This window comes from Hydrogenophaga sp. SL48 (assembly GCF_021729865.1).
Classification (GTDB): domain Bacteria; phylum Pseudomonadota; class Gammaproteobacteria; order Burkholderiales; family Burkholderiaceae_C; genus Hydrogenophaga.
The window spans coordinates 3,768,385-3,791,632 of the sequence record NZ_CP063400.1; the positions used below are offsets into that span (position 1 = coordinate 3,768,385).

Consider the following 23,248-nt stretch of genomic DNA (forward strand, 5'->3'; position numbering starts at 1 on the left):
GTGGGTGACCGGCGTGGGTGCGCTCACCAGGCCGGTGCCAGCTGCGCGAAACCACTGGGGGCCTCGCGCTCGTGTTCGAAGCTCACCACCTCGTAAGCCTCGGGCAGCGCCAGCAAAGCGCGCAACAGGAGGTTGTTCATCGCATGGCCGCTGCGGAAGGCGCTGTAGGCGGCCAGCAGCGGCTTGCCGATGATGTAGAGGTCACCGATGGCGTCCAGGATCTTGTGCTTGACGAACTCGTCCTGGTACCGCAGGCCGTCGGCGTTGAGCACCTTCACATCGTCCATCACGATGGCGTTGTCCAGCCCCCCGCCGAGCGCCAGCCCGTGGGACCGCATCATCTCGACATCGCGGGTGAAACCGAAGGTGCGGGCCCGGGCGATCTCGCGCGCATAACGTCCGCTGCCCATGTCGAACTCCACGCGCTGGCCGCTGGAATTCACCGCCGGGTGGTCGAACTCGATCTCGAAGGCCAGCTTGTAGCCATGGAACGGGTCCAGCCGCGCCCATTTGAGCGTGCGGCCCTCACCCTCGCGCACCTCCACCGGCCGTTTGAGCCGGATGAAGCGCTTGGGCGCCTTCTGCATGGCGATGCCGGCGCTCTGAAGCAGGTAAACGAACGAGGCCGAGGAGCCATCCAGGATCGGAACCTCTTCGGCCGTGATGTCCACGTACAGGTTGTCCAGCCCCAGCCCGGCGGCGGCACTCATGATGTGCTCGATGGTCTGCACCTTCACGCCACCGTTGGAGATGGTCGATGCCATGCGCGTGTCGGACACGGCGTCGGCGTTCACCGGAATCTCCACCGGCTCGGGCAGATCGACGCGGCGGAACACGATGCCGGTGTCGGGCGCGGCCGGCCGCAGCGTCAGCTCCACGCGCTGACCGCTGTGCAGACCGACGCCAACGGCTTTGGTGAGAGATTTCAGGGTGCGTTGAGCAAGCATCCGGTGATTTTAAGTTTCGCGGGCGAAAACGCGCTGACCAGAAAAACTATCCCGGCGATTGCCCCCAAACGCTTCGCCAGCAGTGCCCCTTCGGGAACACCGCAGAACCGGCTTCGCCGGGCCGCAGGTGTTGCCCACTGGGGGGTGACGCCGCAGGCGGCGCGGGGGGGGCACCTGCTCAATCTGCCTGCTTGCGCAGGAAAGCCGGGATCTCGAAGTCGTCCATGCCGCCCGACGCCAGCGCGTCCACCTTGGCCGCCGCCTGGGTGCGGTTGGTGCGCCACACGCTGGGCACGGCCATGGAGTGGTAGTCGGGCTGGCTGGCGCCTGACGTGCCCACGGGTGTGTTCATCGTCGGCACGTTGAACGGCGTGTTGTCGGTGCCGGTGCGCAGCACCTGCAGCGGGGGCGCGGTGCGGCGGACGCCCTGGCGGCTCAGGCCGGTGGCGACCACGGTGACGCGCATCTCGTCGCCCAGCTCGTCGTCGTAGGCTGCGCCGTAGATCACGTGCGCGTCCGGCGAAGCGTAGGCGCGGATCGTGTTCATGGCCAGCTTGGATTCCGACAGCTTGAGCGAACCCTTGGCGGCGGTGACCAGCACCAGCACACCCTTGGCGCCCGAGAGGTCGATGCCTTCCAGCAACGGGCAGGCCACGGCCTGCTCGGCGGCAATGCGTGCGCGGTCGGGGCCGGCGGCCACGGCGGTGCCCATCATGGCCTTGCCGGGTTCGCCCATCACGGTGCGCACGTCTTCGAAGTCGACGTTCACGTTGCCGTACTCGTTGATGATCTCGGCAATGCCGCCCACCGCGTTTTTCAACACGTCGTTGGCATGGGCGAAGGCATCGTCCTGTGTCACGTCGTCGCCCAGCACTTCAAGCAACTTGTCGTTGAGCACCACGATCAGCGAGTCCACATTGGCTTCGAGTTCGGCCAGGCCCGCATCGGCGTTCTGCATGCGCTTGCCGCCTTCGAAGTCGAAGGGTTTGGTGACCACGCCCACGGTCAGGATGCCCATTTCCTTGGCCACGCGGGCGATCACGGGGGCGGCGCCGGTGCCGGTGCCGCCGCCCATGCCGGCGGTGATGAAGAGCATGTGCGCGCCGTCGATGGCGGTGCGGATTTCGTCGATCGCGAGTTCGGCGGCCTCGCGGCCCTTCTCGGGCTTGCTGCCCGCGCCCAGGCCGCTCGCACCGAGCTGGATGGTGCGGCCGGCAGCGCTGCGGGTGAGCGCCTGCGCATCGGTGTTGGCGCAGATGAACTCCACGCCCTGCACGTGGCGGGAAATCATGTGGTCCACCGCGTTGCCACCACCACCACCCACGCCGATCACCTTGATCTGCGTGCCTGCGTTGAATTCCTCGACTTCAATCATTTCGATGCTCATGTTGCTCTCCTGGGTGTGCCCTTGACCGCTGGGTGCCGGGCGTTGTTTCAATTCAAAAATCGGATTCGGTTCGTTGTGCTGTGAGGCGCCTCAGCCAGGCGGTCCGGTGCAATCGGTGCATCGGGATCGACATTTCGGTCGGGTGAGGGGGCGCAACGACCAGGGCACCGTCGAACTGGCTTTGCCAGGCGACCAGTGCCGCCCCCTTGAGGGGGTGACGCGCTGCAGGCGCGGCGCAGGGGTGATCAGTCGATTCATCAGAATGTCCCCACAAACCAGTTTTTCATGCGGTCCAGCGCGCTCTGCATGGAGCCCGCCTTCTGCGCCACCTTGTGCCCGCGCACCCGGGCGATCCGTGCCTCTTCCAGCAGGCCCATGACCGTCGCCGCGCGCGGCTGGGCCACCATGTCGGACAGCGCCGAGGCGTAGTGCGGCATGCCCCGGCGAACGGGCTTGAGGAAGATGTCCTCGCCCAGCTCGACCATGCCCGGCATGACCGCGCTGCCGCCCGTGAGCACGATGCCCGACGACAGCACCTCTTCGAAACCCGAGTCGCGGATCACCTGCTGCACCAGCGCAAAGATCTCTTCCACCCGGGGCTCGATCACGCCCGCCAGCGCCTGGCGGCTGAGCATGCGCGGGCCGCGGTCGCCCAGGCCGGGCACTTCCACCTGCTGGTCCGGGTCGGCCAGCAACTGCTTGGCGCAGCCGTGTTCGACCTTGATGTCTTCGGCGTCCTTGGTGGGCGTGCGCAGCGCCATGGCGATGTCGCTGGTGATCAGGTCGCCCGCGATCGGGATCACCGCCGTGTGGCGGATCGCGCCGCCGGCGAAGATCGCCACGTCGGTGGTGCCCGCGCCGATGTCCACCAGCGCCACGCCCAGTTCCTTTTCGTCGTCGGTCAGCACCGCCTGGCTGGAGGCCAGCGGGTTGAGCATGAGCTGGTCCACCTCCAGGCCGCAGCGGCGCACGCACTTGATGATGTTTTCGGCCGCGCTCTGCGCGCCAGTGACGATGTGCACCTTGGCTTCGAGCCGGATGCCGCTCATGCCGATGGGCTCTTTCACCTCCTGGCCGTCGATCACGAACTCCTGCGGCTCGACCAGCAGCAGGCGCTGGTCGGTGGAGATGTTGATGGCCTTGGCGGTCTCGATCACGCGCGCCACGTCGGCCTGGGTCACCTCGCGGTCCTTGATCGCCACCATGCCGCTGCTGTTGATGCCGCGGATGTGGCTGCCGGTGATGCCGGTGTAGACGCGGGCGATGCGGCAGTCGGCCATCAGCTCGGCCTCTTTCAGCGCCTGCTGGATGCTCTGCACGGTGGCGTCGATGTTGACGACCACGCCGCGCTTGAGGCCGTGGCTGGCGGACACACCCAGACCGGCGAGCTTGAGCTCGCCCGTGGTCTGGACCTCGGCCACCACCACCATGATCTTGGCGGTGCCAATGTCCAGTCCCACCACCAAATCCTTGTATTCCTTGGCCATGATCGTTTTCTGTTCAGCGGGTTGGTGTTGGTTTCTTGGGGTCGTCTTCGGTCACCGTGGTCACGCCCTGCACACGCAGCGCGTAGCCATTGGGGTAACGCAGGTCCACGGTCTGCAGCGCACCGGGGTAGCGCTGGGTCAGCTGGCCCAGGGTGGCGGTGAAGCGGCGGGTGCGCTCCAGCAGGTCTTCGGGCGTGCCGCGGCCCAGCTCGATGCGGGCGCCGTTGTCGAGCTCGGCGCGCCAGTTGCCGCGCTCGTTGAGCTCCAGCCGCACCAGGCCCATCTCCAGCCGGCCCAGTTCGGCCGACAGCGTCTGGTACAGCGCCCACACCTGTGGCGCCTGCTCCACCGGACCGGCCAGCTCGGGCAGGCCGTCGCCATCGTCGGGGCTCGCCTCGAACACCTCGCCCAGGCGGCTGACCAGTTGGCCCGACCCGGCCTGGCCCCACCACGCCACCGCCTGGTGCTCTTCCAGCGTGACCCGCAGGCGGTTCGGAAACTCGCGCTGCACCCGCGCCTCGCGCACCCAGGGCACGGTCTGGAACAGGGCCCGCACCAGCTGCAGGTCGACGGTGAGGAAGCTGGCGCTCAGCTGCTTGCGCATCTGGGCGGCGAGCTGGGCGCGCAGCCCCACCGCGTTCTGGTGAGACACCTCGCCCTGCACGGTGATGGCGCGCAGGTTCCAGACCGGATGGCGGGCGATCCAGGTGCCGACCACCCCCAGGCACAGGACGGCAAACACCATCACCAGGCCACGGGTGGCCAGGGTCATGAGCTTGATGTCAAGGGGCAGATCGGCGCGGTCCATGGGGTGGGTCTCAGCCGGGTCGGGCCGGGTTGTCCAGCGAGGCGCTGGCGAGCAGCGTGAAGCACAGGTCTTCGTACGACAGGCCGGCCGCGCGCGCCGACATGGGCACCAGCGAATGGCCGGTCATGCCGGGCGAGGTGTTGATCTCCAGCAGGTAGGGCTTGCGGGTCTTCGCGTCAATCATCACGTCGGCGCGCGCCCAGCCGCGGCAGTCCAGCGTGAGGAAGGCCTGCAGCACCAGCGCCTGGATGGCGGCCTCCTCGCCCTCGGGCAGGCCGCAGGGCACGAGGTATTTCGTGTCGTCGGTGAAGTACTTGTGCTGGTAGTCGTAGTTGCCGTCGGGCGCCACGATGCGGATCACCGGCAGGGCGCGGGCTTCCGAGCCGGTGCCGAGCACGGGGATCGTCACCTCGTCGCCGGCGATGAACTGCTCGCACATCACCATCGGGTCCTGGCCCGAGGCGAGCGCGTAGGCGGCGTCGCACTGTTCCAGCGTGGTGACCTTGGTCAGCCCGATGGTGGAGCCCTCGCGCACGGGCTTGACGATCATGGGCGAGCCCAGCGCGGCGAACGCGGCGCGGGTGTCGGCGGCGCTCTTCACCTGGCGCCAGGCCGGGGTGCTCAGGCCTTCGGCGATCCAGATGCGCTTGGTCATGAGCTTGTCCATGGCCACGGCCGAGGCCATGACGCCGGGGCCGGTGTAGGGAATGCCCATCAGTTCCATCGCGCCCTGCACCGTGCCGTCTTCGCCGAAACGGCCGTGCAGCGCGATGAAGCAGCGGTCGAAGCCCTCGCGCTTGAGCTCGGACAGATCGCGCTCGGCCGGGTCGAACGCGTGGGCGTCCACCCCCTTGCTTTTCAACGCCGCCAGCACGCCGCTGCCCGACATCAGCGAGACCTCGCGCTCAGCGGAACGCCCGCCCAGCAACACCGCCACCTTGCCCATGCTGTTTGCATCCACCGTTGCGCTCATTGGCGGCCTCCCTGTGCCATTTCGATCACCTGTCCCGACACCGCACCGATGGTGCCGGCACCCATGCACAGCACCACATCGCCATCGCGTGCGTTGTCCATCACCGCCTGCGCCATGTCCGCGATGTCGTCCACGAACACCGGCTCCAGCTTGCCCGCCACCCGCAGCGCGCGCGCCAGCGAGCGGCCGTCGGCGGCCACGATGGGGGCCTCGCCGGCGGGGTACACCTCGGCCAGCAACACGGCGTCGGCGTGTCCGATGACCTTCACAAAATCCTCGAAGCAGTCGCGGGTGCGGCTGTAGCGGTGTGGCTGGAAGGCCAGCACCAGGCGGCGGCCCGGAAAAGCCCCGCGCGCGGCCGCCAGCGTGGCCGCCATCTCCACCGGGTGGTGACCGTAGTCGTCCACGATGGTCGCCTGGCCGCCCGAGGGCAGCGCCGCTTCGCCATACAGCTGGAAGCGACGCCCCACGCCCTTGAACTCGGCCAGCGCCTGCTGCACCGCCGCGTCGGGCACGCCGAGTTCGTCGGCGATGCCGATCGCCGCGAGCGCGTTCAGCACGTTGTGCAGGCCGGGTAGGTTGAGCACCACCGCCATGGGCGGCCGCCCGTCGCCGTCGTTGCGCAGCACGGTGAAGTGCATCTGACCGTCCACGGCCCGCACGTCCACCGCCCGGAGCTGGGCGTCTTCGGCAAAGCCGTAGCCGATGATCGGGCGGGCGATCTGCGGTAGGATTTCGCGGATCGCCGGGTCGTCCACGCACACCACCGCCGCGCCGTAGAACGGCATGCGGTGCAGGAACTCGATGAACGCGCCCTTGAGCCGGCCGAAGTCATGGCCGTAGGTGTCCATGTGGTCGGCGTCGATGTTGGTCACGACCGAGAGCACCGGCAACAGGTTCAGGAACGAGGCGTCCGACTCGTCGGCCTCGACCACGATGTACTCGCCCGAGCCCAGCTGGGCATTGGCGCCCGCGCTGTTGAGGCGCCCACCGATCACGAAGGTCGGGTCGAGCCCGGCGGCGGCGAGCACGCTGGCCACCAGACTGGTGGTCGTGGTCTTGCCGTGCGTGCCCGCGATGGCCACGCCCTTTTTCATGCGCATCAGCTCGGCCAGCATCACCGCGCGCGGCACCACCGGCACCAGCTTCGCGTGCGCGGCCACCACCTCGGGGTTGTCTTCCTTCACCGCGGTGGAGGTGACGATGGCGTCGGCGCCCTCGATGTAGGCCGCGTCGTGGCCGACGTGCACCTGTGCGCCCATGGATTCCAGGCGGCGCGTCGCGGCGTTCTCGCCGAGGTCGCTGCCGGTGATGCGGAACCCCTGGTTCAGCAACACCTCGGCGATGCCGCTCATGCCCGAGCCACCGATGCCGACGAAGTGAATGTGTCGAATGGCGTGTTTCATGCTGTTTTGACTTTCGCGAGTTGCTCGCACGCGGCCACCACCGCCGCCACGGCACCGGTCTTCTGCACCTGTTGGGCCTGGGTGGCCATGGCCAGGAGTTGCTGGCGGTCCAGGCCCTGCAGGGTCTGCGCGAGCGAGGCAGGGGTGAACGCGGCCTGCGGCACCAGCCAGGCCCCACCGGCCTCGACCAGGAAGCGGGCGTTGGTGGTCTGGTGGTCGTCCACGGCGTGAGGGAAGGGAACGAACAGGGCCGCCGCGCCCACCGCCGCGATCTCCGTCACCGTGCTGGCGCCGGCGCGGCAGACGATGAGGTCGGCCTCGGCGAAGGCGCTGGCCGTGTCCTGGATGAAAGGGGTCAGCTCGGCCTGGACGCCCGCGGCCTCGTAGTTGGCGCGCAGGGCGTCGATCTGTTTCTCCCCGCTCTGGTGGACCACCTGCGGGCGCTGTGCTGCGGGGATCAGCGCCAGCGCCTGCGGCACCGTGTCGTTGAGCGCCTTGGCGCCCAGGCTGCCGCCGACCACCAGCAGGCGCAGCGGGCCGCTGCGACCGGCGAAGCGTTCGGCGGGCGCGGCCTGCCGCAGAAACTCGGCGCGCAACGGGTTGCCCACCCACTCGGCTTTGTGGAACACGTCGGGGAACGCGGTGAACACCCGGTCGGCGATGCCGGCCAGCACCTTGTTGGCCATGCCGGCGACCGAGTTCTGCTCGTGCAGCACCAGCGGCTTGCCGCGCAGCACGCCCATCATGCCGCCGGGGAAGGTGATGTAGCCACCGAGCCCGACCAGCACGTCGGGCTTCACGCGGCCCACCACGCCCAGGGCCTGCCAGAAGGCACGGAGCAGGCGCAGCGGCAGCAGGACCAGGGTCTTGAGCCCCTTGCCACGCACGCCACCGAAATCGATCAGCTCCAGCGCAAAACCGCGCGGGGGCACCAGGCGGCTTTCCATGCTGCCGGGCGAGCCCAGCCAGTGCACGCGCCAACCCTTGTCGCGCAGGGCTTCGGCCACGGCCAGACCGGGGAAGATGTGGCCGCCGGTGCCGCCGGCCATGATGAGGGCGCAGGGTTGACGCGTCATGACCTGCCCCCCTTCATCAACTGTCTGTTCTCGTAATCCACCCGCAGCACGATGGCCAGCGCGACCAGTTCAAGCAGGATGGCCGAGCCGCCGTAGCTCATCAACGGCAGGGTCAGGCCCTTGGTGGGCAGGGCGCCGAGGTTCACGCCGATGTTGATGAAGGCCTGGAAGCCGATCCACAGGCCGACGCCCTGTGCGACGAGCCCCGCAAACACCTGATCGAGCGCGATAGCCTGGCGGCCGATGTGCATGATGCGGCGGATCATCCACATGAAGACCCCGATCACGACCAGCACGCCGATCAGGCCGAACTCCTCGCCTATGACCGCGAGCAGGAAGTCGGTGTGGGCTTCGGGCAGCCAGTGCAGTTTTTCCACGCTGCCACCCAGCCCCACGCCAAAAATCTCGCCGCGCCCGAACGCGATCAGCGAGTGCGAGAGCTGGTAGCCCTTGCCCAGGGCGTACTGCTCGCTCCAGGGGTCGAGGTAGGCAAAGATGCGCTCGCGCCGCCACTCGCTCATCATGACCATCAGGGCAAACGCCCCCACCACAACCAGCGCGATCAGGAAGAACATGCGCGCGTTCACGCCACCCAGGAACAGGATGCCCATGGCGATCACGACGATCACCATGAAGGCCCCCATGTCCGGCTCGGCCAGCAGCAGCATGCCGACCACCGCCAGGGCCACCGCCATCGGTGCCACGGCACGGAAGAAGCGTTCCTTCACGTCCATCTTGCGCACCATGTAGTCGGCGGCATACAACAGGACGGTGAGCTTGGCCAGCTCCGACGGCTGGAAGCTGATGATGCCCAGCGAGAACCAGCGCCGCGCGCCGTTGACCCCTTTGCCGATGAAGGGAACCAGCACCAGCACCAACAGCAACAGGGCGAACGCAAACAGCCAGGGTGCGAACCGCTCCCAGGTCTGCATCGGCACCTGGAACACGATCAGCGAGCCGATCAGGCCGATCAGGATGAACAGGCCATGGCGCACCGCGAAGTGGGTGGGCGCGTAATTGGCGAAACGCGGGTTGTCGGGCAGGGCGATCGAGGCGGAATACACCATCACCAGGCCCCAGGCCATCAGGGCCATGACCACCCACAACAAGGGCTGGTCAAAGCCCAGCTCACGCACCTGGCCCTGCCGGGTGCCGGCGTAGGTGCGGTTGGACAGCCGCACAGGCAACCCATCGGCGCCGGCCGCGTTGCCCAGACCCACCACGCGGGGCAGCAGGGCGCCGAGGCTGGCGCGCAGCTTGCCGAAACCCTGGTTCAGTGCGGCCATCATGACGCGCCCTCCAGGCTCACGCCCTGCTCGTCGGCCAGCGCACGCACCGCATCGACGAACACGTCGGCGCGGTGTTTGTAGTCGCGGAACATGTCCATGCTGGCGCAGGCGGGCGAGAGCAGGACCGCGTCACCGCTGAGCGCCTGGGCCGCGCACAGGCCCACCGCCTCGGGCAGGCTCGCGGCGTCCAGCAGCGGCACACCGGCCGACTCGGCGGCGGCCTGCACCTGTTCACGGATGCGCGCGGCATCCCGGCCGATCAGCACCGCCGCGCGCGCGTGGCGCGCCAGGGGCTCGGCCAGCGGGGCAAAGTCCTGCCCCTTGCCGTCGCCCCCCAGGATCACGACCAGGCGGCGGTCGGCACCGAGCCCACGGATGGCCGCGAGCGTGGCACCCACGTTGGTGCCCTTGCTGTCGTCGAAGTACTCGACCTCGTTGAGGATGCCGATCGGCTCGACCCGGTGCGGTTCGCCCCGGTATTCGCGCAAGCCGTGCAACATGGGCGCCAGCAAGGCCCCGGTGGAACTCGCCAGCGCCAGGGCGGCGAGCGCGTTGGCGGCGTTGTGCCGCCCGCGGATGCGCAGGGCATCGACGGGCATCAGGCGCTGGAAGTAGATCTCTTCCTCTTCATCGCTGGCGCGGCCCCGCTTGCGGGTTTCGTCCAGCGCGAGCGCGCGCACCAACCAGTCCATGCCGTTCATGGATTCGATGCCCCAGTCACCCGGGCGCTGCGGCGCATCCAGCCCGAACGTGGCCCAGGGCCTCGCAGGCTGCTGGCGGTTGCGGCCACCGATCTTGACCGTCACGTTGGCGGGCTTCATCGCCATCACCGACGGGTCGTCGCGGTTGAGCAGCATCAGCGCTTTCGCACCGAACACGGCGGCCTTGGCCTCCCCATAGGCGGCCATGGAACCGTGCCAGTCGAGGTGGTCTTCGGTGATGTTGAGCACGGTGGCCGCCGTCGGCACGCCGTCCCAGGCACCACCGGCGGTGCCGTCGAGCTGGAAGCTGGAGAGTTCGAGCACCCAGGCCGCAGGCAGGTGCGGCGGCGGCGGAGACTCGATGGGTGGCGGCACCCGCAACACCGGGGCCTCACCGTCGTCGTCGGGCGCGGGCAAGGGCTCGTCTTCGTCGGCCGGCAGCAACTCGCCCTGCGCATCGGCGACCGGCACATCCACCTCATCCACGACGGGCTCAGGCTCCACCGGTGCGGCGACCGGTGCCTGCGCTGCGTCGATCTCGGCCTGCGCCGCGGCGTCGGCCTCGGCCCGGGCTTCGGTGTCCAGCGCCGCGCCCAGCACGTCCAGCAAGGCAGGGCCGATGTTGCCGGCCACGGCCACCTTCCAGCCACAGCGCTCCAGCAGCAGACCGGTGAGTGAAGTCACCGTGGTCTTGCCGTTGGTGCCGGTGATGGCCAGCACCTTCGGCTTGTAAGGCAGGTGCTCGCGCAGCGACAGGTCGTGCAGGGCCTGCGCGAACAGGTCGAGTTCGCCCACGAAGGCCGCACCCTGTTGCTGCGCCCAGGCGCGGGCCGGTGCCAGCTGCTCGGGCGGCAGGCCCGGGCTGCGCGCGATCAGATTCCAGGGCTGGCGCGCCAGCAGGCTGTCATCGAACGGCCCCGCCACGAACACCGCGTGCGGGCACTCGGCGCGCAGGGCGGCCAGCGAGGGCGGGGCCTCGCGGGTGTCGGCCACGGTCACCACTGCGCCGTGGCGCACACACCAGCGCGCCATCGACAGCCCGGAGATGCCCAGGCCGAGGATGAGAACGTGTTGGTCTTGAAGGGCGTTCATCGTGGATTCAACGCAGCTTCAGAGTGGACAGGCCCACGAGGCACAGCAGCATGGTGATGATCCAGAAGCGGACCACGACCTGCGTTTCCTTCCAGCCCTTCTTCTCGAAGTGGTGGTGCAGCGGCGCCATCTGGAACAGGCGCTGACCCTGGCCGTAGCGGCGCTTGGTGTACTTGAAGTAGGTCACCTGCAGCATCACCGACAGGGCCTCCACCACGAAGATGCCGCCCATGATGGCCAGCACGATTTCCTGGCGCACGATGACGGCGATCGTGCCCAGCGCGCCGCCCAGCGCGAGTGCGCCCACGTCACCCATGAAGACCTGGGCGGGGTGGGTGTTGAACCACAGGAAGGCCAGGCCCGCACCGGCCATGGCCGCGCAGAAGATCAGCAGCTCACCCGCGCCGGGAATGTGCGGCAGCAGCAGGTAACGCGAGAACACGGCGCTGCCGGTGACGTAGGCGAAGACACCCAGCGCCGAGCCGACCATCACCACCGGCATGATCGCCAGGCCGTCCAGGCCATCCGTCAGGTTGACCGCGTTGCTCGACCCGACGATCACCAGGTAGGTCATCACCACGAAGCCGAACACGCCCAGCGGGTAGCTGACTTCCTTGAAGAACGGCACCATCAGGCCCGCCTGCGGTGGCAGCTCGACGGTGAAGCCCGACAGCACCCACTGGAAGAACAGCTCGATCACGCGCAGGTTGCTCGTGCCCGAGACGCTGAACACCAGGTAGAACGCGGCGACCAGCCCGATCAGCGATTGCCAGAGGTACTTCTCGCGCGAGGGCATGCCCTCGGGGTCTTTGCGCACCACCTTGCGCCAGTCGTCCGCCCATCCGATGGCGCCAAAACCCAGCGTCACCCACAGCACGATCCACACGAAGCGGTTGGACATGTCGAACCACAGCAGGGTGGACAGCGCGATCGAAAACAGGATCAGCACACCGCCCATGGTGGGCGTGCCGCCCTTGCTGATGTGGGTCTGCATCGCGTACTCACGGATCGGCTGGCCGATCTTGAGCGCGGCCAGCCGGCGGATGAAATAGGGACCAGCGACCAGCCCGACGATGAGCGCCGTCAGCGCGGCCATCACCGCGCGGAAGGTCAGGTACTGAAACACCCGGAGAAACCCGAATTCGGGTCCGAGGCTTTGCAGCCACAGGGCCAGGCTAAGCAGCATGTGAGGCGTCCTTCTGTTCTTGTTGTGGTTCGGCGGGGCTCAGGGCCTGAAGGGCCTGCACCACACGCTCCATGCGCATGAAGCGCGAGCCCTTCACCAGCACACTGCGCACCGCCGGCGGCGAACCGGCGGCCACGGCATTGGCCACATGTGCCACCAGGCCGTTCACGTCAATCCAGTGCCGCGGTGCGTTTTCACCCGCGTCCTTCATGGTCGCCACCGCCTGCGCCATCCAGTCGCCGGTGCAGTGCACCGTCTCGACGCCCGAGGCCATGGCCTGGCGCAGCACCTCCAGGTGGAAGTCCAGCCCCTGCTCACCGACCTCGCCCATGTCGCCCAGCACCAGCACGCGGGGCGCCGGCAGCTCGGCCAGCACGCGGATGGCCGCGACCACCGAATCGGGGTTGGCGTTGTAGGTGTCGTCGATCAGGGTGACGGTGCGGCCGGGCAAGGGCAGCGACAGCGCGCGCGAGCGGCCCCCGACCGGCTCGAAGCTGTCCAGACCACGAACGATGTCCGCAAGCGACACGCCCGCGGCCAGCGCGCAGGCGGCCGCGGCCAGGGCGTTGCGCACGTTGTGCCGACCGGCAATGTGGAGGCGGCAATGGCTGTCGCCCGCGGGTGTGGCGAAGCGCAGCGCCCAGGCGCCGTCCAGCCACTCGGCGTTCAAGGCATGCACATCGGCCGCGGGATCGCTGTCGCTGAAGGTCAGGGTGCGCCGGCTGGCCGCGAGTTCACGCCACACGAACGTGTAGGCGTCGTCGCTGGGGAACACGGCCACACCGTCGTCGCGCAAGGCCGCGATGACCTCGCCGTTTTCGCGCGCCACGGCCTCGACCGTGCCCATGAACTCCTGGTGCTCGCGCTGGGCGTTGTTCACCAGCGCCACGGTGGCCTGGGTCATGGCGGCGAGCCAGGCGATCTCGCCCGGGTGGTTCATGCCCAGCTCGATCACCGCGAGCCGGTGCTCCGCGCGCAGGCGCAGCAGCGTGAGCGGCACACCGATGTCGTTGTTCAGGTTGCCCTGCGTGGCGTGCGATGCGGCGCCCGCCGCCGCACGCAGGATGGACGCGACCATCTGCGTCACCGTGGTCTTGCCGTTGCTGCCGGTCACGGCGATCAGCGGCAGGCTGAACTGCCCGCGCCACAGGCGGGCCAGCTCGCCCAGCGCCAGGCGCGTGTCGGGCACTTCCACGCCGGGCAGGCCGGCCTCGGCCAGACCGCCGTGGGCGATGGCGGCCACGGCGCCCTGGGCCTTCGCCTGCGGCAGAAACGCGTGGGCGTCGAACCGCTCGCCCTGGAGCGCCACGAACAGGTCGCCGGGCTGCAGGCTGCGGGTGTCGGTGTGCACGCGGCTCACCTCGGCATCCGGCGTGCCGACCGGGCGTGCCCCCGTGAGGCGTGCCATGAGCGGGAACAGGCCGTTCATGCGGCGGCCCCTTGCTGTGCGCGGCGAAGGCTGAGCGCCTCGCGCGCCTGCGCCACATCGGAAAACGGTCGCTTCACGCCCATGACGTCCTGGTAGTCCTCGTGTCCCTTGCCGGCGATCAGCACCACGTCGCGGGCGTCGGCGCGCTGCACGGCGAGCGCGATGGCCGCCGCGCGGTCCGCTTCGACCAGGGCGTTGGCGGGCTGTGCCAGCCCGGCCACCATCTGCCGCAGGATCGCCTGCGGATCTTCGCTGCGCGGGTTGTCGCTGGTGAGCACCACGAACCGGGCTTCGCGTTCGGCCACGGCCGCCATGAGCGGGCGCTTGCTGGCGTCGCGGTCACCGCCACACCCGGCCACCGCCCAGATCGCGCCGCCCCGCTGTTGCGCCAGCGGCTGCAAGGCCTGCAAGGCCTTTTCGAGCGCGTCGGGTGTGTGGGCGTAATCGACCAGGACCAGCGGCAGGCCGTCTGCTGCGGCCACCTGCTCCATGCGACCGGGCACGGGGGTGAGCGCGCCGCAGGCCGCGACCGCATCGACCAGGCTCACGCCGAGCGCACGGGCCGCTGCCAGCACGCCCAGCAGGTTGGACACGTTGTAGCGGCCCACCAGGGGCAGGCTCATGGCGCGTGATTCGATCACCTGTCCCGAAGGGTCGCGTTCCTGCACGACCCAGCACATGCCACTGTCGGTGAAGCCGATCTCGAGCGCACACAGCCGGGGCGCCATCGCCTGCGCACCCTCTTCCAGACCAAAAGTCCAGAGGTCCAGGCCGCGACCGGCCAGAGAGACGGCCAGCGCCACCCCCTGGGCATCGTCGAGGTTCACCACCGCGTGCGCCAGCCCCGGCCAGTCGAACAGCGCGGCCTTGGCCGCCCAGTAGTCGGCCATGCTGCCGTGGAAATCCAGGTGGTCCTGGGTGAAATTCGTGAACACCGCGACCTGGATCTGCGTGGCGTTGAGCCGGCCTTCAATCAGGCCGATGGACGAGGCCTCGATGGCGCAGGCCTGGATGCCCGCGTCCACCATGCCGCGCAGGCGCGCCTGCAACAGCACCGGGTCGGGTGTGGTCAGGCCGGTGGGCACGAGGGGTTGGCCCGGCTGTCCGGCCAAGGGCGGTTGGCCGATGCCCAGCGTGCCCACCAGCGCGCAGGGCCGCCCCACCGAGGACAGCAGTTGCGCCATCCACCAGGCGCTGGAGGTTTTGCCGTTGGTGCCGGTGAAGGCGACCACGTCCAGCGCGTGGCTGGGGTGGCGCTGGTAAGCGCTCGCGATGAAACCGGCCTGCGCCTTGAGGCTCGGCACGGCGACCACCCGGTCGTCCTGGAAATCGAACGCCTCCACGCCCTCGCGCTCGACCAAAGCCGCCACCGCCCCGGCCTGCAGCGCACCGGCCACATAGCGCCGGCCATCGGTGGCGGCACCCGGCCAGGCCACGAAGGCGTCGCCAGCGTGCACCCGCCGGCTGTCGCATTGCAGGTCGCCGCGCACGCGCTCGCGAAGCCAGTCGGCCACGGTCTGGGGATGTTGCATGACCTGCATCAGAAGGACTCTTCCACCGCTTCGGTCACGATCTGCGGCTTGACGTTCATGTCAGGCTGCACCCCCAGCACGCGCAAGCTCTGCTGCACCGTTTCGCTGAACACAGGCGCGGCCACCAGGCCGCCAAAGTACGCGCCGTTGGACGGCTCATCGATCATCACGGCGACCACGATGCGCGGCGCCTCCACCGGCGCCAGCCCGACGAAGAAAGAGCGGTATTTCTTGTCGGCGTAGCCTTTGCCTTCCTGCTTGTGTGCGGTGCCGGTTTTGCCACCCACCGAATAGCCCATGGTCTGAGCCTTGGGGGCCGTGCCACCCGGCCCGGCGGCCAGCTCCAGCATCTTGCGCACCGACACCGAGTTCTTCTCGCTGAACACCCGGACACCGGCAGCCGGGGTCTCGGACTTGAGCATGCTCACCGGAATCAACTCACCGTCGCGCGCAAAGATCGTGTACGCCTGAGCCAGCTGGAACAGCGACACGGACAGACCGTAGCCATAGCTCATCGTTGCCTGCTCGATCGGACGCCAGCTCTTGTAGGGACGCAGACGCCCTGTGACCGCACCCGGGAAAGGCACCTGTGGCTTCTGCCCGAAACCGGCCTGGGCAAAGGTCTCCCACATCTCGCGCGGGTGCATCTGCATCGCCATCTTCACCGTGCCGACGTTGCTCGATTTCTGGATGATCTCGTTGACCGTGAGTATTCCGTGCGGATGCGAGTCACCGATGGACGAGCCCCCGATGCTGATGCGTCCCGGCGCGGTCTGGATCTGGGTGGTGGGCCTGACCAGCCCTTTGTCCAGCGCCAGCGCAGCGATGAAGGGCTTCATCGTCGAACCCGGCTCGAAGCTGTCGGTCAGCACGCGGTTGCGCAACTGCTCACCCGTCAGGTTGAGGCGTTTGTTGGGGTTGTAGCTGGGGTAGTTGGCCAGCGCGAGCACCTCGCCCGTCTGGGCATCGAGCACGATCACGCTGCCCGCCTTGGCCTTGTTGCTCTTCACCGCATCGCGCAGCTTCTCGTAGGCGAAATACTGCACCTTGCTGTCGATGGAGAGCTGGAGGTCGGGGCCGTCCACCGGCGGAATGACGTCGCGCACATCCTCGATCACCCGGCCCAGCCGGTCCTTGATCACCCGGCGCGACCCGGCCTTGCCGGAGAGCTGCTGGTTGAAGGCCAACTCAACACCCTCCTGGCCACGGTCCTCGACGTTGGTGAAGCCCACCACGTGCGCTGCCGCTTCGCCTTCGGGGTACTGGCGCTTGTACTCGCGACGCTGGTAAATGCCCTTGATGCCCAGGGCGGCGATCTCCTTGGCGATCGGCTCATCGACCTGACGCTTGACCCAGACAAAGGTCTTGTCCTCGTTGGCCAGCCGCTTCCTCAGCTCCGCCAGCGGCATCTCCAGCAACTTGGCCAGTTGCCGGAGTTTGGGGTCGGTCTTGTCCACATCTTCGGGGATCGCCCAGATGCTTTGTGCAACCACGCTCGACGCCAGGATCAAGCCATTGCGGTCCAGCACTCGCCCCCGGTTGGCGGGCAGCTCCAGGGTGCGGGCGAAACGCACCTCTCCCTGGCGCTGGAAGAAGTCGTTGCCAAACACCTGCACATAGGCGGCACGGGCACCCAGGCCCACGAAGGCCAGTGCCAGCGCGGCAACGATGAACTTGCTGCGCCAGACCGGTGTCTTGCTGGCCAGCAGCGGGCTGGCACTGTAGTTGATGGCGCGACTGCGTGCCTTGCTCATCGGCCTGCCTCCTCGGCCACGGCGGGCTGCGCCGGCAGCGTCACATACTGCGTGATGCCCGGGCTGACCGGCCTCATCTGCAACTGCCGCGCGGCCAGCTGCTGGACGCGGGCGGGGGTCGCCTGCGCGCGCTTCTGGACCTGCAGCTGCTCGTGATCGGCCTCCAGCCGGAGCGACTGGGCACGCGACTTGTCGATCGCCGTGTACAGGCGGCGCGACTCGTACTGCGTGTGCACCAGGTAGAACGCGCTGACGAGCACCGCCAGCAGCAGCATCAGGTTCAGGCGGACCATGACAGGGCCCCCATGCTTGGCGCTGCGATCATGCTGGCGCCTCCGTGCGCGTGGCCACACGCATCACCGCGCTGCGCGAGCGCGGGTTGGCCTGGACCTCGGCGTCCGAGGGCATCACGCGGCGCACTGCCGTCAGCGGCATGGGCGCCGGCTCGGCAAACGGCACGCGGCGGTCCACCACGGCGCGCGAATGGCGCGCCATGAATTGCTTGACCATGCGGTCTTCCAGTGAATGGAAGCTGATCACGACCAGCTGACCTCCGGGGCGCAGGACATGCAGAGCCGCCTCTAGCGCTTGTTGCAGTTCTTCAAGCTCGGCGTTGATGAAAATCCGAAAAGCCTGAAATGTGCGCGTTGCAGGGTCCTTGCCCGGCTCGCGGGTTTTGACCGCGCCAGCCACGACTTCGGCCAACTCACGGGTGGTTCGAAGAGGGCCCCGTTCCTGTCGGCGACGATCAATCGCCTTTGCAACCTGTTGAGCAAACCGTTCTTCGCCATAGTCACGGATGACCTCCGACAGGGTGGATACATCGGCCGTTTCCAGCCACTGAGCCACGCTCTGGCCGCGCGTGGTGTCCATGCGCATGTCCAGAGGACCATCGTGGCGAAAAGAAAAACCCCTCTCGGGGTCGTCGATCTGGGGCGAACTCACACCCAGGTCCATCAACACCCCGTCCGCGCTCGCCCTCCCCAGTTCGCCCAGATGGCAGAAGCCCTGGTGACGGATGGCGAAACGCGCATCGCCCGCCGCCAGCGCCTCGGCGGCCGCCACCGCCTGCGGGTCCTTGTCGAACGCCGTCAACCGACCGGCCGACGACAGCCCCTGCAGGATGAGCGCCGAGTGACCGCCGCGGCCAAACGTGGCATCGACGTAATGTCCATCCGGGTTGATCGCCAGTGCTTGCACGGCTTCGTTCAACAGGACGGTGTGGTGTTTCCATGCGCCTTGCACCATCGTCCTCAGAAAGAGAAGTCCTTGAGCACATCGGGCATCGGCTTCTGCATCTCCTCAGCCTCCTTGGCGGCGTAGGACGGGGCATCCCACAACTCCAGATAGGAGCCCATGCCGAGCAGCACGGCGTCCTTCGTGATGCCGGCCGCAGCGCGCAGCTCGGGCGAGACCAGCAGACGCCCGGAACCGTCCATCTCCACGTCCATCGCGTTGCCCAGGAAGATGCGGCGCCACCACTGGGCGTCCATCGGCAACGAGGCGATGCGGCTGCGGAACTTCTCCCACTCGTCGCGAGGGAATACCATCAGACAGCCGTGAGGGTGTTTGGTGATGGTGAGCTGACCCGCCGCGGTGCTCAGGGCGTCACGGTGCCGGGTCGGCATCGAAAGCCGACCCTTGGCATCAAGACTGAGAGAGGAAGCACCCTGAAACACCGCGATCGATCCTTGAAAAACACTTTTCACCACTTAATGGCACTTTTTTCCACTTTATCAGGAAAAGGATGGCGCGCCATGGGGTTGGCAGAAGTTTTTCAATGAAATCAATCACTTAGAACACATTTTGAAGCAACTTTGGCTTCAAAAATGCAGCAAAAGCAAGCACTTACAACAGGCACTGAAAGTGATGCTTGAAACCCTGTTACATCCAGGGACCGCCGTCAACCCGACGAATGGCCAGAAGCCCGCGCGGTTCACTCAGAAAAAAGCCTCGCTCACCGCTGTTCCGGTGGCGAGGCCTGGTTCACGCCGAGCCTGTTTCAGAGGATGTAGCGCGACAGATCCTCGTTGCGGCTGAGCTCGGCCAGCCGCCCGTCGACATACGCTGCGTCGATCACAACGGTCTGCCCCTCCAGCGCAGTGGCGCCAAAACTGACCTCGTCGAGCAGGTGTTCCATGACGGTGGCGAGGCGGCGTGCGCCGATGTTTTCGGTGCGCTCGTTGACATCGCAGGCGATCTGCGCGAGCTGTCGGATCCCGCTGGGCTGGAATTCCAACGTCACGCCTTCCGCCGCGAGAAGGGCCTGGTACTGGCGCACCAGTGAGGCGTGGGTCTGGGTCAGGATCGCCTCGAAATCGTCCACCGACAGGGATTGCAGCTCGACGCGGATCGGGAATCGCCCCTGCAGCTCCGGAATCAGGTCGCTCGGCTTGGCCAGGTGAAACGCCCCGCTGGCGATGAAGAGGATGTGGTCGGTCTTGATCATCCCGTACTTGGTGGAGACGGTGGTGCCCTCGACCAGCGGCAGCAGGTCGCGCTGCACCCCCTGACGGGACACCTCGGGGCTGCCGGTGTCGCTGCGGGAAGCCACCTTGTCGATCTCGTCGATGAAGACGATGCCGTTCTGTTCGGCCGATAGCAGGGCGCGGCTGCGCACCTCCTCTTCGTTGACCAGCTTGCCCGCTTCTTCTTCCACCAGCAACTTCATCGCCTCGGCGATCGGCAGCTTGCGCGTGCGCCGCTTGCCCTGCCCCATCTGACCGAACATGCCCTTGAGCTGTTCGGCCATGTCCTCCATGCCCGCAGGCCCCATGATCTCCATCGTGGGGCGCGTCTCCATCAGGTCCACCTCGATCTCCCGATCATCCAGCAGGCCTTCGCGCAGTTTCTTGCGAAACGCCTGTCGCGCCGTACCGTCCGGTGAAGACACCGGTTCCGCACCCATGCCGCGGGGTGGCGGGATCAGGACATCGAGGATGCGGTCCTCGGCCGCGTCTTCGGCGCGCATGCGCTGCTGGCGCATCGCCTGCTCGCGTCCCTGCTTGACCGCGATTTCCACCAGGTCCCGGATGATGCTGTCGACATCCTTGCCCACGTAACCCACCTCGGTGAATTTGGTGGCTTCGACCTTGATGAAAGGGGCGTCGGCCAGCCGCGCCAGCCGGCGCGCGATCTCGGTCTTGCCCACGCCAGTGGGACCGATCATCAGGATGTTCTTGGGCGTGATCTCGGGCCGCAGCGCCTCGTCCACCTGCTGGCGCCGCCAGCGGTTGCGCAAGGCGATGGCGACAGCGCGTTTGGCGGCCTTCTGTCCAATGATGAAACGGTCGAGTTCGGAGACGATCTCCTGCGGGGTCATCGAAGACATGGTGACCCCACGTTTGTCACTTCGTGTACTTCGCTGCCCCCCGAGGGGGGGCGAGCTTGCTTGGGGCGGCCCTGCGCTGCGGCCATGAAAGCCCCCGCGCTCGTCACTTCGTGTACTTCGCTGCCCCCCGAGGGGGTGCGAGCTTGCTTGGGGCGACCCTGCGCTGCGGCCATGAAAGCCCCCGCGCTCGTCACTTCGTGTACTTCGCTGCCCCCCGAGGGGGGGCGAGCTTGCTTGGGGCGGCCCTGCGCTGCGCTCATGTTGTCAGTCCAGTGTTTCAACGGTGTGGTTCATGTTGGTGTAGATGCAGATCTCGCCTGCGATGGCCAGCGACTGCCTCACCACGTCCTCTGCGCTGAGCGAGGTGTGCTGGGTCAGCGCCCGCGCGGCGGCTTGCGCATAGGCGCCGCCCGAGCCGATGGCCACCACGCCGTGCTCGGGTTCCAGCACGTCGCCGTTGCCGGTGATGATCAGCGCAGCGCTGCGGTCTGCCACGGCGAGCATCGCCTCCAGGCGTCGCAGCACGCGGTCGGTGCGCCAGTCTCGGGTGAGTTCGATCGCCGCGCGCACCAAGTGACCCTGGTGCTTTTCCAGCTTGGCTTCAAAGCGCTCGAACAGGGTGAAGGCATCGGCGGTGGCACCGGCGAAGCCCGCCAGCACCCGGTCGTGGTGGAGCTTGCGCACCTTGCGCGCGGTGCCCTTGACGACGATGTGCCCCAGCGTGACCTGTCCGTCGCCACCGATGGCGACCTGAACGCCCTCAGGCGTCTCGCGACGCACACAGACGATGGTGGTTCCGTGAAAAGTATCCATATAAATCGGCAAATGGGGATGAACAAGGCGAGCTCAAGCCCAGAGACAAAACGAGGGGGAGTCATCCAAGGGCACCGCGGAACCGGCTTTGCCGGGCCGCCAGTGCCGCCCCCGGGGGTGACGCCGCAGGCGGCGCGGGGGGAACCAAATTCAGTCGTTCCTGACGACCACTTTGGCGTATTCGGTGATACCGATCACGTGGAAAAACGCCGACACCAGACGGTGGGCGTCCACGAACTGAACCAGGCGACCACTGGTGTGGTGGCTGGTGACCCAATTCAACAAGGTGCCCGCCGCAGAAAAATCCACACGGATCAGGTTGCGGCACGAAATGATCAACACATCCGCACCCTGCAGACGGCGCTCCAGATCTTCCAGCGTGGCCTGCGGATCACCGCGGATCTCACCGGACAGCTCCACCAGCCCCAGTTGATTGAATTCGCTGCTCGGCCCATCGACGCCCGAATCCCCACCAGAGAACCCAGACGGCACCTGCTCCATCACCACATCGCTCAACACCGAGCTGCCTTCGTCGGGGTCGGGCACCCCGCCGGACAGAGCCTGGAAATGGCAGCGTGGTCGCTCCCACCCGGGGGGTGACACCTCGTAGGTGACACAAAAATCCAGGGCGGTGAGCTCGAATTCGTCTGGTCGGTTCATGACGCGCAGGGCGCCCATGCGGAGCTCCCACCACAACTGCTCCACGTCGCGCCGACCGGAGGGCGTGACCTCTTTGAGCAACTCACGCAAACGCGTTGCGCCCAGGAAACACAGTTCCACGTCCTGATCGCCCCACAGCGTGAACATCCCCACCAGGGCGCGTGCGGCCTTGACGTCGATGGATTCGACCTCCGTCCAGTCCAGCACCCAGGGCTGGTTGACCCGGAGCAACACGTTTTGCAAGGTGCCGACGGCGTGCGCGTCGAGCTCACGATCACAGGTCCAGACGGCCCTGGCAGACGCTGAGGACGGCTTGTACACCTTGCCCGTCATCGCCGAGACCAGCTCCGGCATGTCGTACCACTGGGGCGCTGAACGGCCGAAACGGTTCACGAAATCGACCGCCTGGCTCTCGAATGGCGCCAGCTGCCCCGTCGCTCGGTAGAGATCGAACAAGGCAAGCCAGTCATCAAGCTGGTTTTCGCGTGGCCCTCCTTCGGTGATCGTTTCCTTGAGCCCCTGCTCTGCGCCTGCGTCGTCCCCGTTGGCGAACCGGATGGCGGCTTCTTCCACCTCCGGATCCTGGGCAATTTCATGAACGTCGAGCGCATAAAAGTGCGAAGCCGAAAACCCCGAACCCGAACTTGAACCTGAACGCCCCCCGCCTCCCGCTGCCGAGCCGTGCTGGGTGGGCGCCATCAGACCGGTGCGCGCTATGGCAGGTGGCGGTGCAGATTCCGGACCACCTCTGGGCGAAGGCACCGCCTCGCGGAGCGTCGGAATCCGGGCCAAGGCGGGTGGTGCCGAGGTGGGTCCGGGCTCGGTGCTCAGCAGCTCACCGTGCTGCAGAGGCGACGCCTCGGTTTCGTTGTACTGGGCATTGACGCGCTTGACATCGGGCGCGGCCGCTGCCGCTCTGGCCATGGCAGCCTTGCGATCCAGCGGGGTGCCACCGGTGGAATGGGCCCCCGAATTGAGGCTGGATCCTGTGGTGGCCAACGTGTCAGGGCCCTTGGTCTTCCACCACTGCATGGACATCTGGGCTTCGATCTCATCGATCTTCTTCAGTGTCATGGCCCGATCGTCGGGCTTGGAGGGCAAGCTGCTCTGGAAAAAAGAGGGCCGAACCCTCTGGCCGGCCTCACCGGACGCTTCTCGGCTGCGAATCTTGCGCAGCATGTCGAATTCGCGCTTGCGCACGAAATCGTTGCGCCGTTTGCGTTCGATCATCTCCTTGAGCGCGGCCTTGCTGTACTCGCTTTCTCCGTCGGCACTGCGCGTGTCCAGGTCCGACCAGCTCGTGGTCGGATGACGCACGAATTTCACCACCTTGGACAGGAAGCCGCGGTTGGAGTCGTCCTTGGACATGGATGCGCC

19 protein-coding genes are annotated in these 23,248 nt (G+C 67.4%); all 19 read right to left on the bottom strand.

Annotated elements, in window-relative coordinates; genetic code table 11:
* Positions 1 to 23 precede the first annotated feature (23 nt).
* The gene (lpxC, locus tag IM738_RS17850; RefSeq protein ID WP_236962395.1) at positions 24 to 947 is read right to left on the bottom strand and encodes a UDP-3-O-acyl-N-acetylglucosamine deacetylase; all 924 of its coding nucleotides are present in this window, start codon (positions 945 to 947) and stop codon (positions 24 to 26) included.
* 178 nt (positions 948 to 1,125) lie between these two features.
* The gene (gene ftsZ / locus IM738_RS17855; RefSeq protein ID WP_236962396.1) at positions 1,126 to 2,334 is read right to left on the bottom strand and encodes a cell division protein FtsZ; all 1,209 of its coding nucleotides are present in this window, start codon (positions 2,332 to 2,334) and stop codon (positions 1,126 to 1,128) included.
* A 257-nt stretch (positions 2,335 to 2,591) separates the two neighbouring features.
* Entirely contained in the window at positions 2,592 to 3,821 is a 1,230-nt protein-coding gene (gene ftsA / locus IM738_RS17860) for a cell division protein FtsA (protein WP_236962397.1), read from the bottom strand.
* Between the two features lie 13 nt (positions 3,822 to 3,834).
* The gene (locus IM738_RS17865) at positions 3,835 to 4,629 is read right to left on the bottom strand and encodes a cell division protein FtsQ/DivIB (protein WP_236962398.1); all 795 of its coding nucleotides are present in this window, start codon (positions 4,627 to 4,629) and stop codon (positions 3,835 to 3,837) included.
* Between the two features lie 10 nt (positions 4,630 to 4,639).
* The gene (locus IM738_RS17870; protein ID WP_236962399.1) at positions 4,640 to 5,602 is read right to left on the bottom strand and encodes a D-alanine--D-alanine ligase; all 963 of its coding nucleotides are present in this window, start codon (positions 5,600 to 5,602) and stop codon (positions 4,640 to 4,642) included.
* Positions 5,599 to 7,008 (bottom strand): UDP-N-acetylmuramate--L-alanine ligase, encoded by a 1,410-nt coding sequence (gene murC, locus IM738_RS17875; RefSeq protein WP_236962400.1) that lies wholly within the window; start codon positions 7,006 to 7,008, stop codon positions 5,599 to 5,601. Before murC ends, IM738_RS17870 begins: the two co-directional genes overlap by 4 nt.
* Positions 7,005 to 8,084 (bottom strand): undecaprenyldiphospho-muramoylpentapeptide beta-N-acetylglucosaminyltransferase, encoded by a 1,080-nt coding sequence (gene murG, locus IM738_RS17880; protein WP_236962401.1) that lies wholly within the window; start codon positions 8,082 to 8,084, stop codon positions 7,005 to 7,007. Before murG ends, murC begins: the two co-directional genes overlap by 4 nt.
* Positions 8,081 to 9,370, bottom strand: a complete 1,290-nt coding sequence (gene ftsW, locus IM738_RS17885; RefSeq protein ID WP_236966352.1) for a putative lipid II flippase FtsW — start codon at positions 9,368 to 9,370, stop codon at positions 8,081 to 8,083. Before ftsW ends, murG begins: the two co-directional genes overlap by 4 nt.
* Positions 9,370 to 11,166: a UDP-N-acetylmuramoyl-L-alanine--D-glutamate ligase gene (gene murD, locus IM738_RS17890; protein WP_236962402.1), complete on the bottom strand. Its 1,797-nt coding sequence runs from the start codon at positions 11,164 to 11,166 to the stop codon at positions 9,370 to 9,372. Before murD ends, ftsW begins: the two co-directional genes overlap by 1 nt.
* A 7-nt stretch (positions 11,167 to 11,173) precedes the next feature.
* Positions 11,174 to 12,352: a phospho-N-acetylmuramoyl-pentapeptide-transferase gene (gene mraY, locus IM738_RS17895; RefSeq protein WP_236962403.1), complete on the bottom strand. Its 1,179-nt coding sequence runs from the start codon at positions 12,350 to 12,352 to the stop codon at positions 11,174 to 11,176.
* Entirely contained in the window at positions 12,342 to 13,781 is a 1,440-nt protein-coding gene (locus tag IM738_RS17900) for a UDP-N-acetylmuramoyl-tripeptide--D-alanyl-D-alanine ligase (RefSeq protein ID WP_236962404.1), read from the bottom strand. The genes mraY and IM738_RS17900 overlap by 11 nt, the downstream gene beginning before the upstream one ends.
* Positions 13,778 to 15,322 (bottom strand): UDP-N-acetylmuramoyl-L-alanyl-D-glutamate--2,6-diaminopimelate ligase, encoded by a 1,545-nt coding sequence (locus IM738_RS17905; RefSeq protein ID WP_236962405.1) that lies wholly within the window; start codon positions 15,320 to 15,322, stop codon positions 13,778 to 13,780. The genes IM738_RS17900 and IM738_RS17905 overlap by 4 nt, the downstream gene beginning before the upstream one ends.
* The gene (locus tag IM738_RS17910; protein WP_236962406.1) at positions 15,322 to 17,067 is read right to left on the bottom strand and encodes a peptidoglycan D,D-transpeptidase FtsI family protein; all 1,746 of its coding nucleotides are present in this window, start codon (positions 17,065 to 17,067) and stop codon (positions 15,322 to 15,324) included. The genes IM738_RS17905 and IM738_RS17910 overlap by 1 nt, the downstream gene beginning before the upstream one ends.
* Positions 17,064 to 17,360, bottom strand: coding sequence for a cell division protein FtsL (gene ftsL / locus IM738_RS17915; protein ID WP_236962407.1), 297 nt, complete (start codon positions 17,358 to 17,360; stop codon positions 17,064 to 17,066). Before ftsL ends, IM738_RS17910 begins: the two co-directional genes overlap by 4 nt.
* Before the next feature lie 28 nt (positions 17,361 to 17,388).
* Positions 17,389 to 18,315 carry a 16S rRNA (cytosine(1402)-N(4))-methyltransferase RsmH gene (gene rsmH / locus IM738_RS17920; RefSeq protein WP_236962408.1) on the bottom strand — a complete coding sequence of 309 codons (927 nt, stop codon included), beginning with the start codon at positions 18,313 to 18,315 and terminating at the stop codon, positions 17,389 to 17,391.
* Positions 18,316 to 18,320: 5 nt separating this feature from the next.
* On the bottom strand, positions 18,321 to 18,746 hold the full coding sequence (gene mraZ, locus IM738_RS17925) for a division/cell wall cluster transcriptional repressor MraZ (RefSeq protein ID WP_236966353.1): 426 nt from the start codon (positions 18,744 to 18,746) through the stop codon (positions 18,321 to 18,323).
* Between the two features lie 323 nt (positions 18,747 to 19,069).
* Complete coding sequence (gene hslU, locus IM738_RS17930) at positions 19,070 to 20,398, bottom strand: ATP-dependent protease ATPase subunit HslU (protein WP_236962409.1); 1,329 nt, start codon at positions 20,396 to 20,398, stop codon at positions 19,070 to 19,072.
* A gap of 264 nt (positions 20,399 to 20,662) precedes the next feature.
* Positions 20,663 to 21,211 carry an ATP-dependent protease subunit HslV gene (gene hslV, locus IM738_RS17935; RefSeq protein WP_236962410.1) on the bottom strand — a complete coding sequence of 183 codons (549 nt, stop codon included), beginning with the start codon at positions 21,209 to 21,211 and terminating at the stop codon, positions 20,663 to 20,665.
* Between the two features lie 150 nt (positions 21,212 to 21,361).
* Positions 21,362 to 23,239, bottom strand: coding sequence for an STAS domain-containing protein (locus tag IM738_RS17940; protein WP_236962411.1), 1,878 nt, complete (start codon positions 23,237 to 23,239; stop codon positions 21,362 to 21,364).
* Between the last annotated feature and the right edge of the window lie 9 nt (positions 23,240 to 23,248).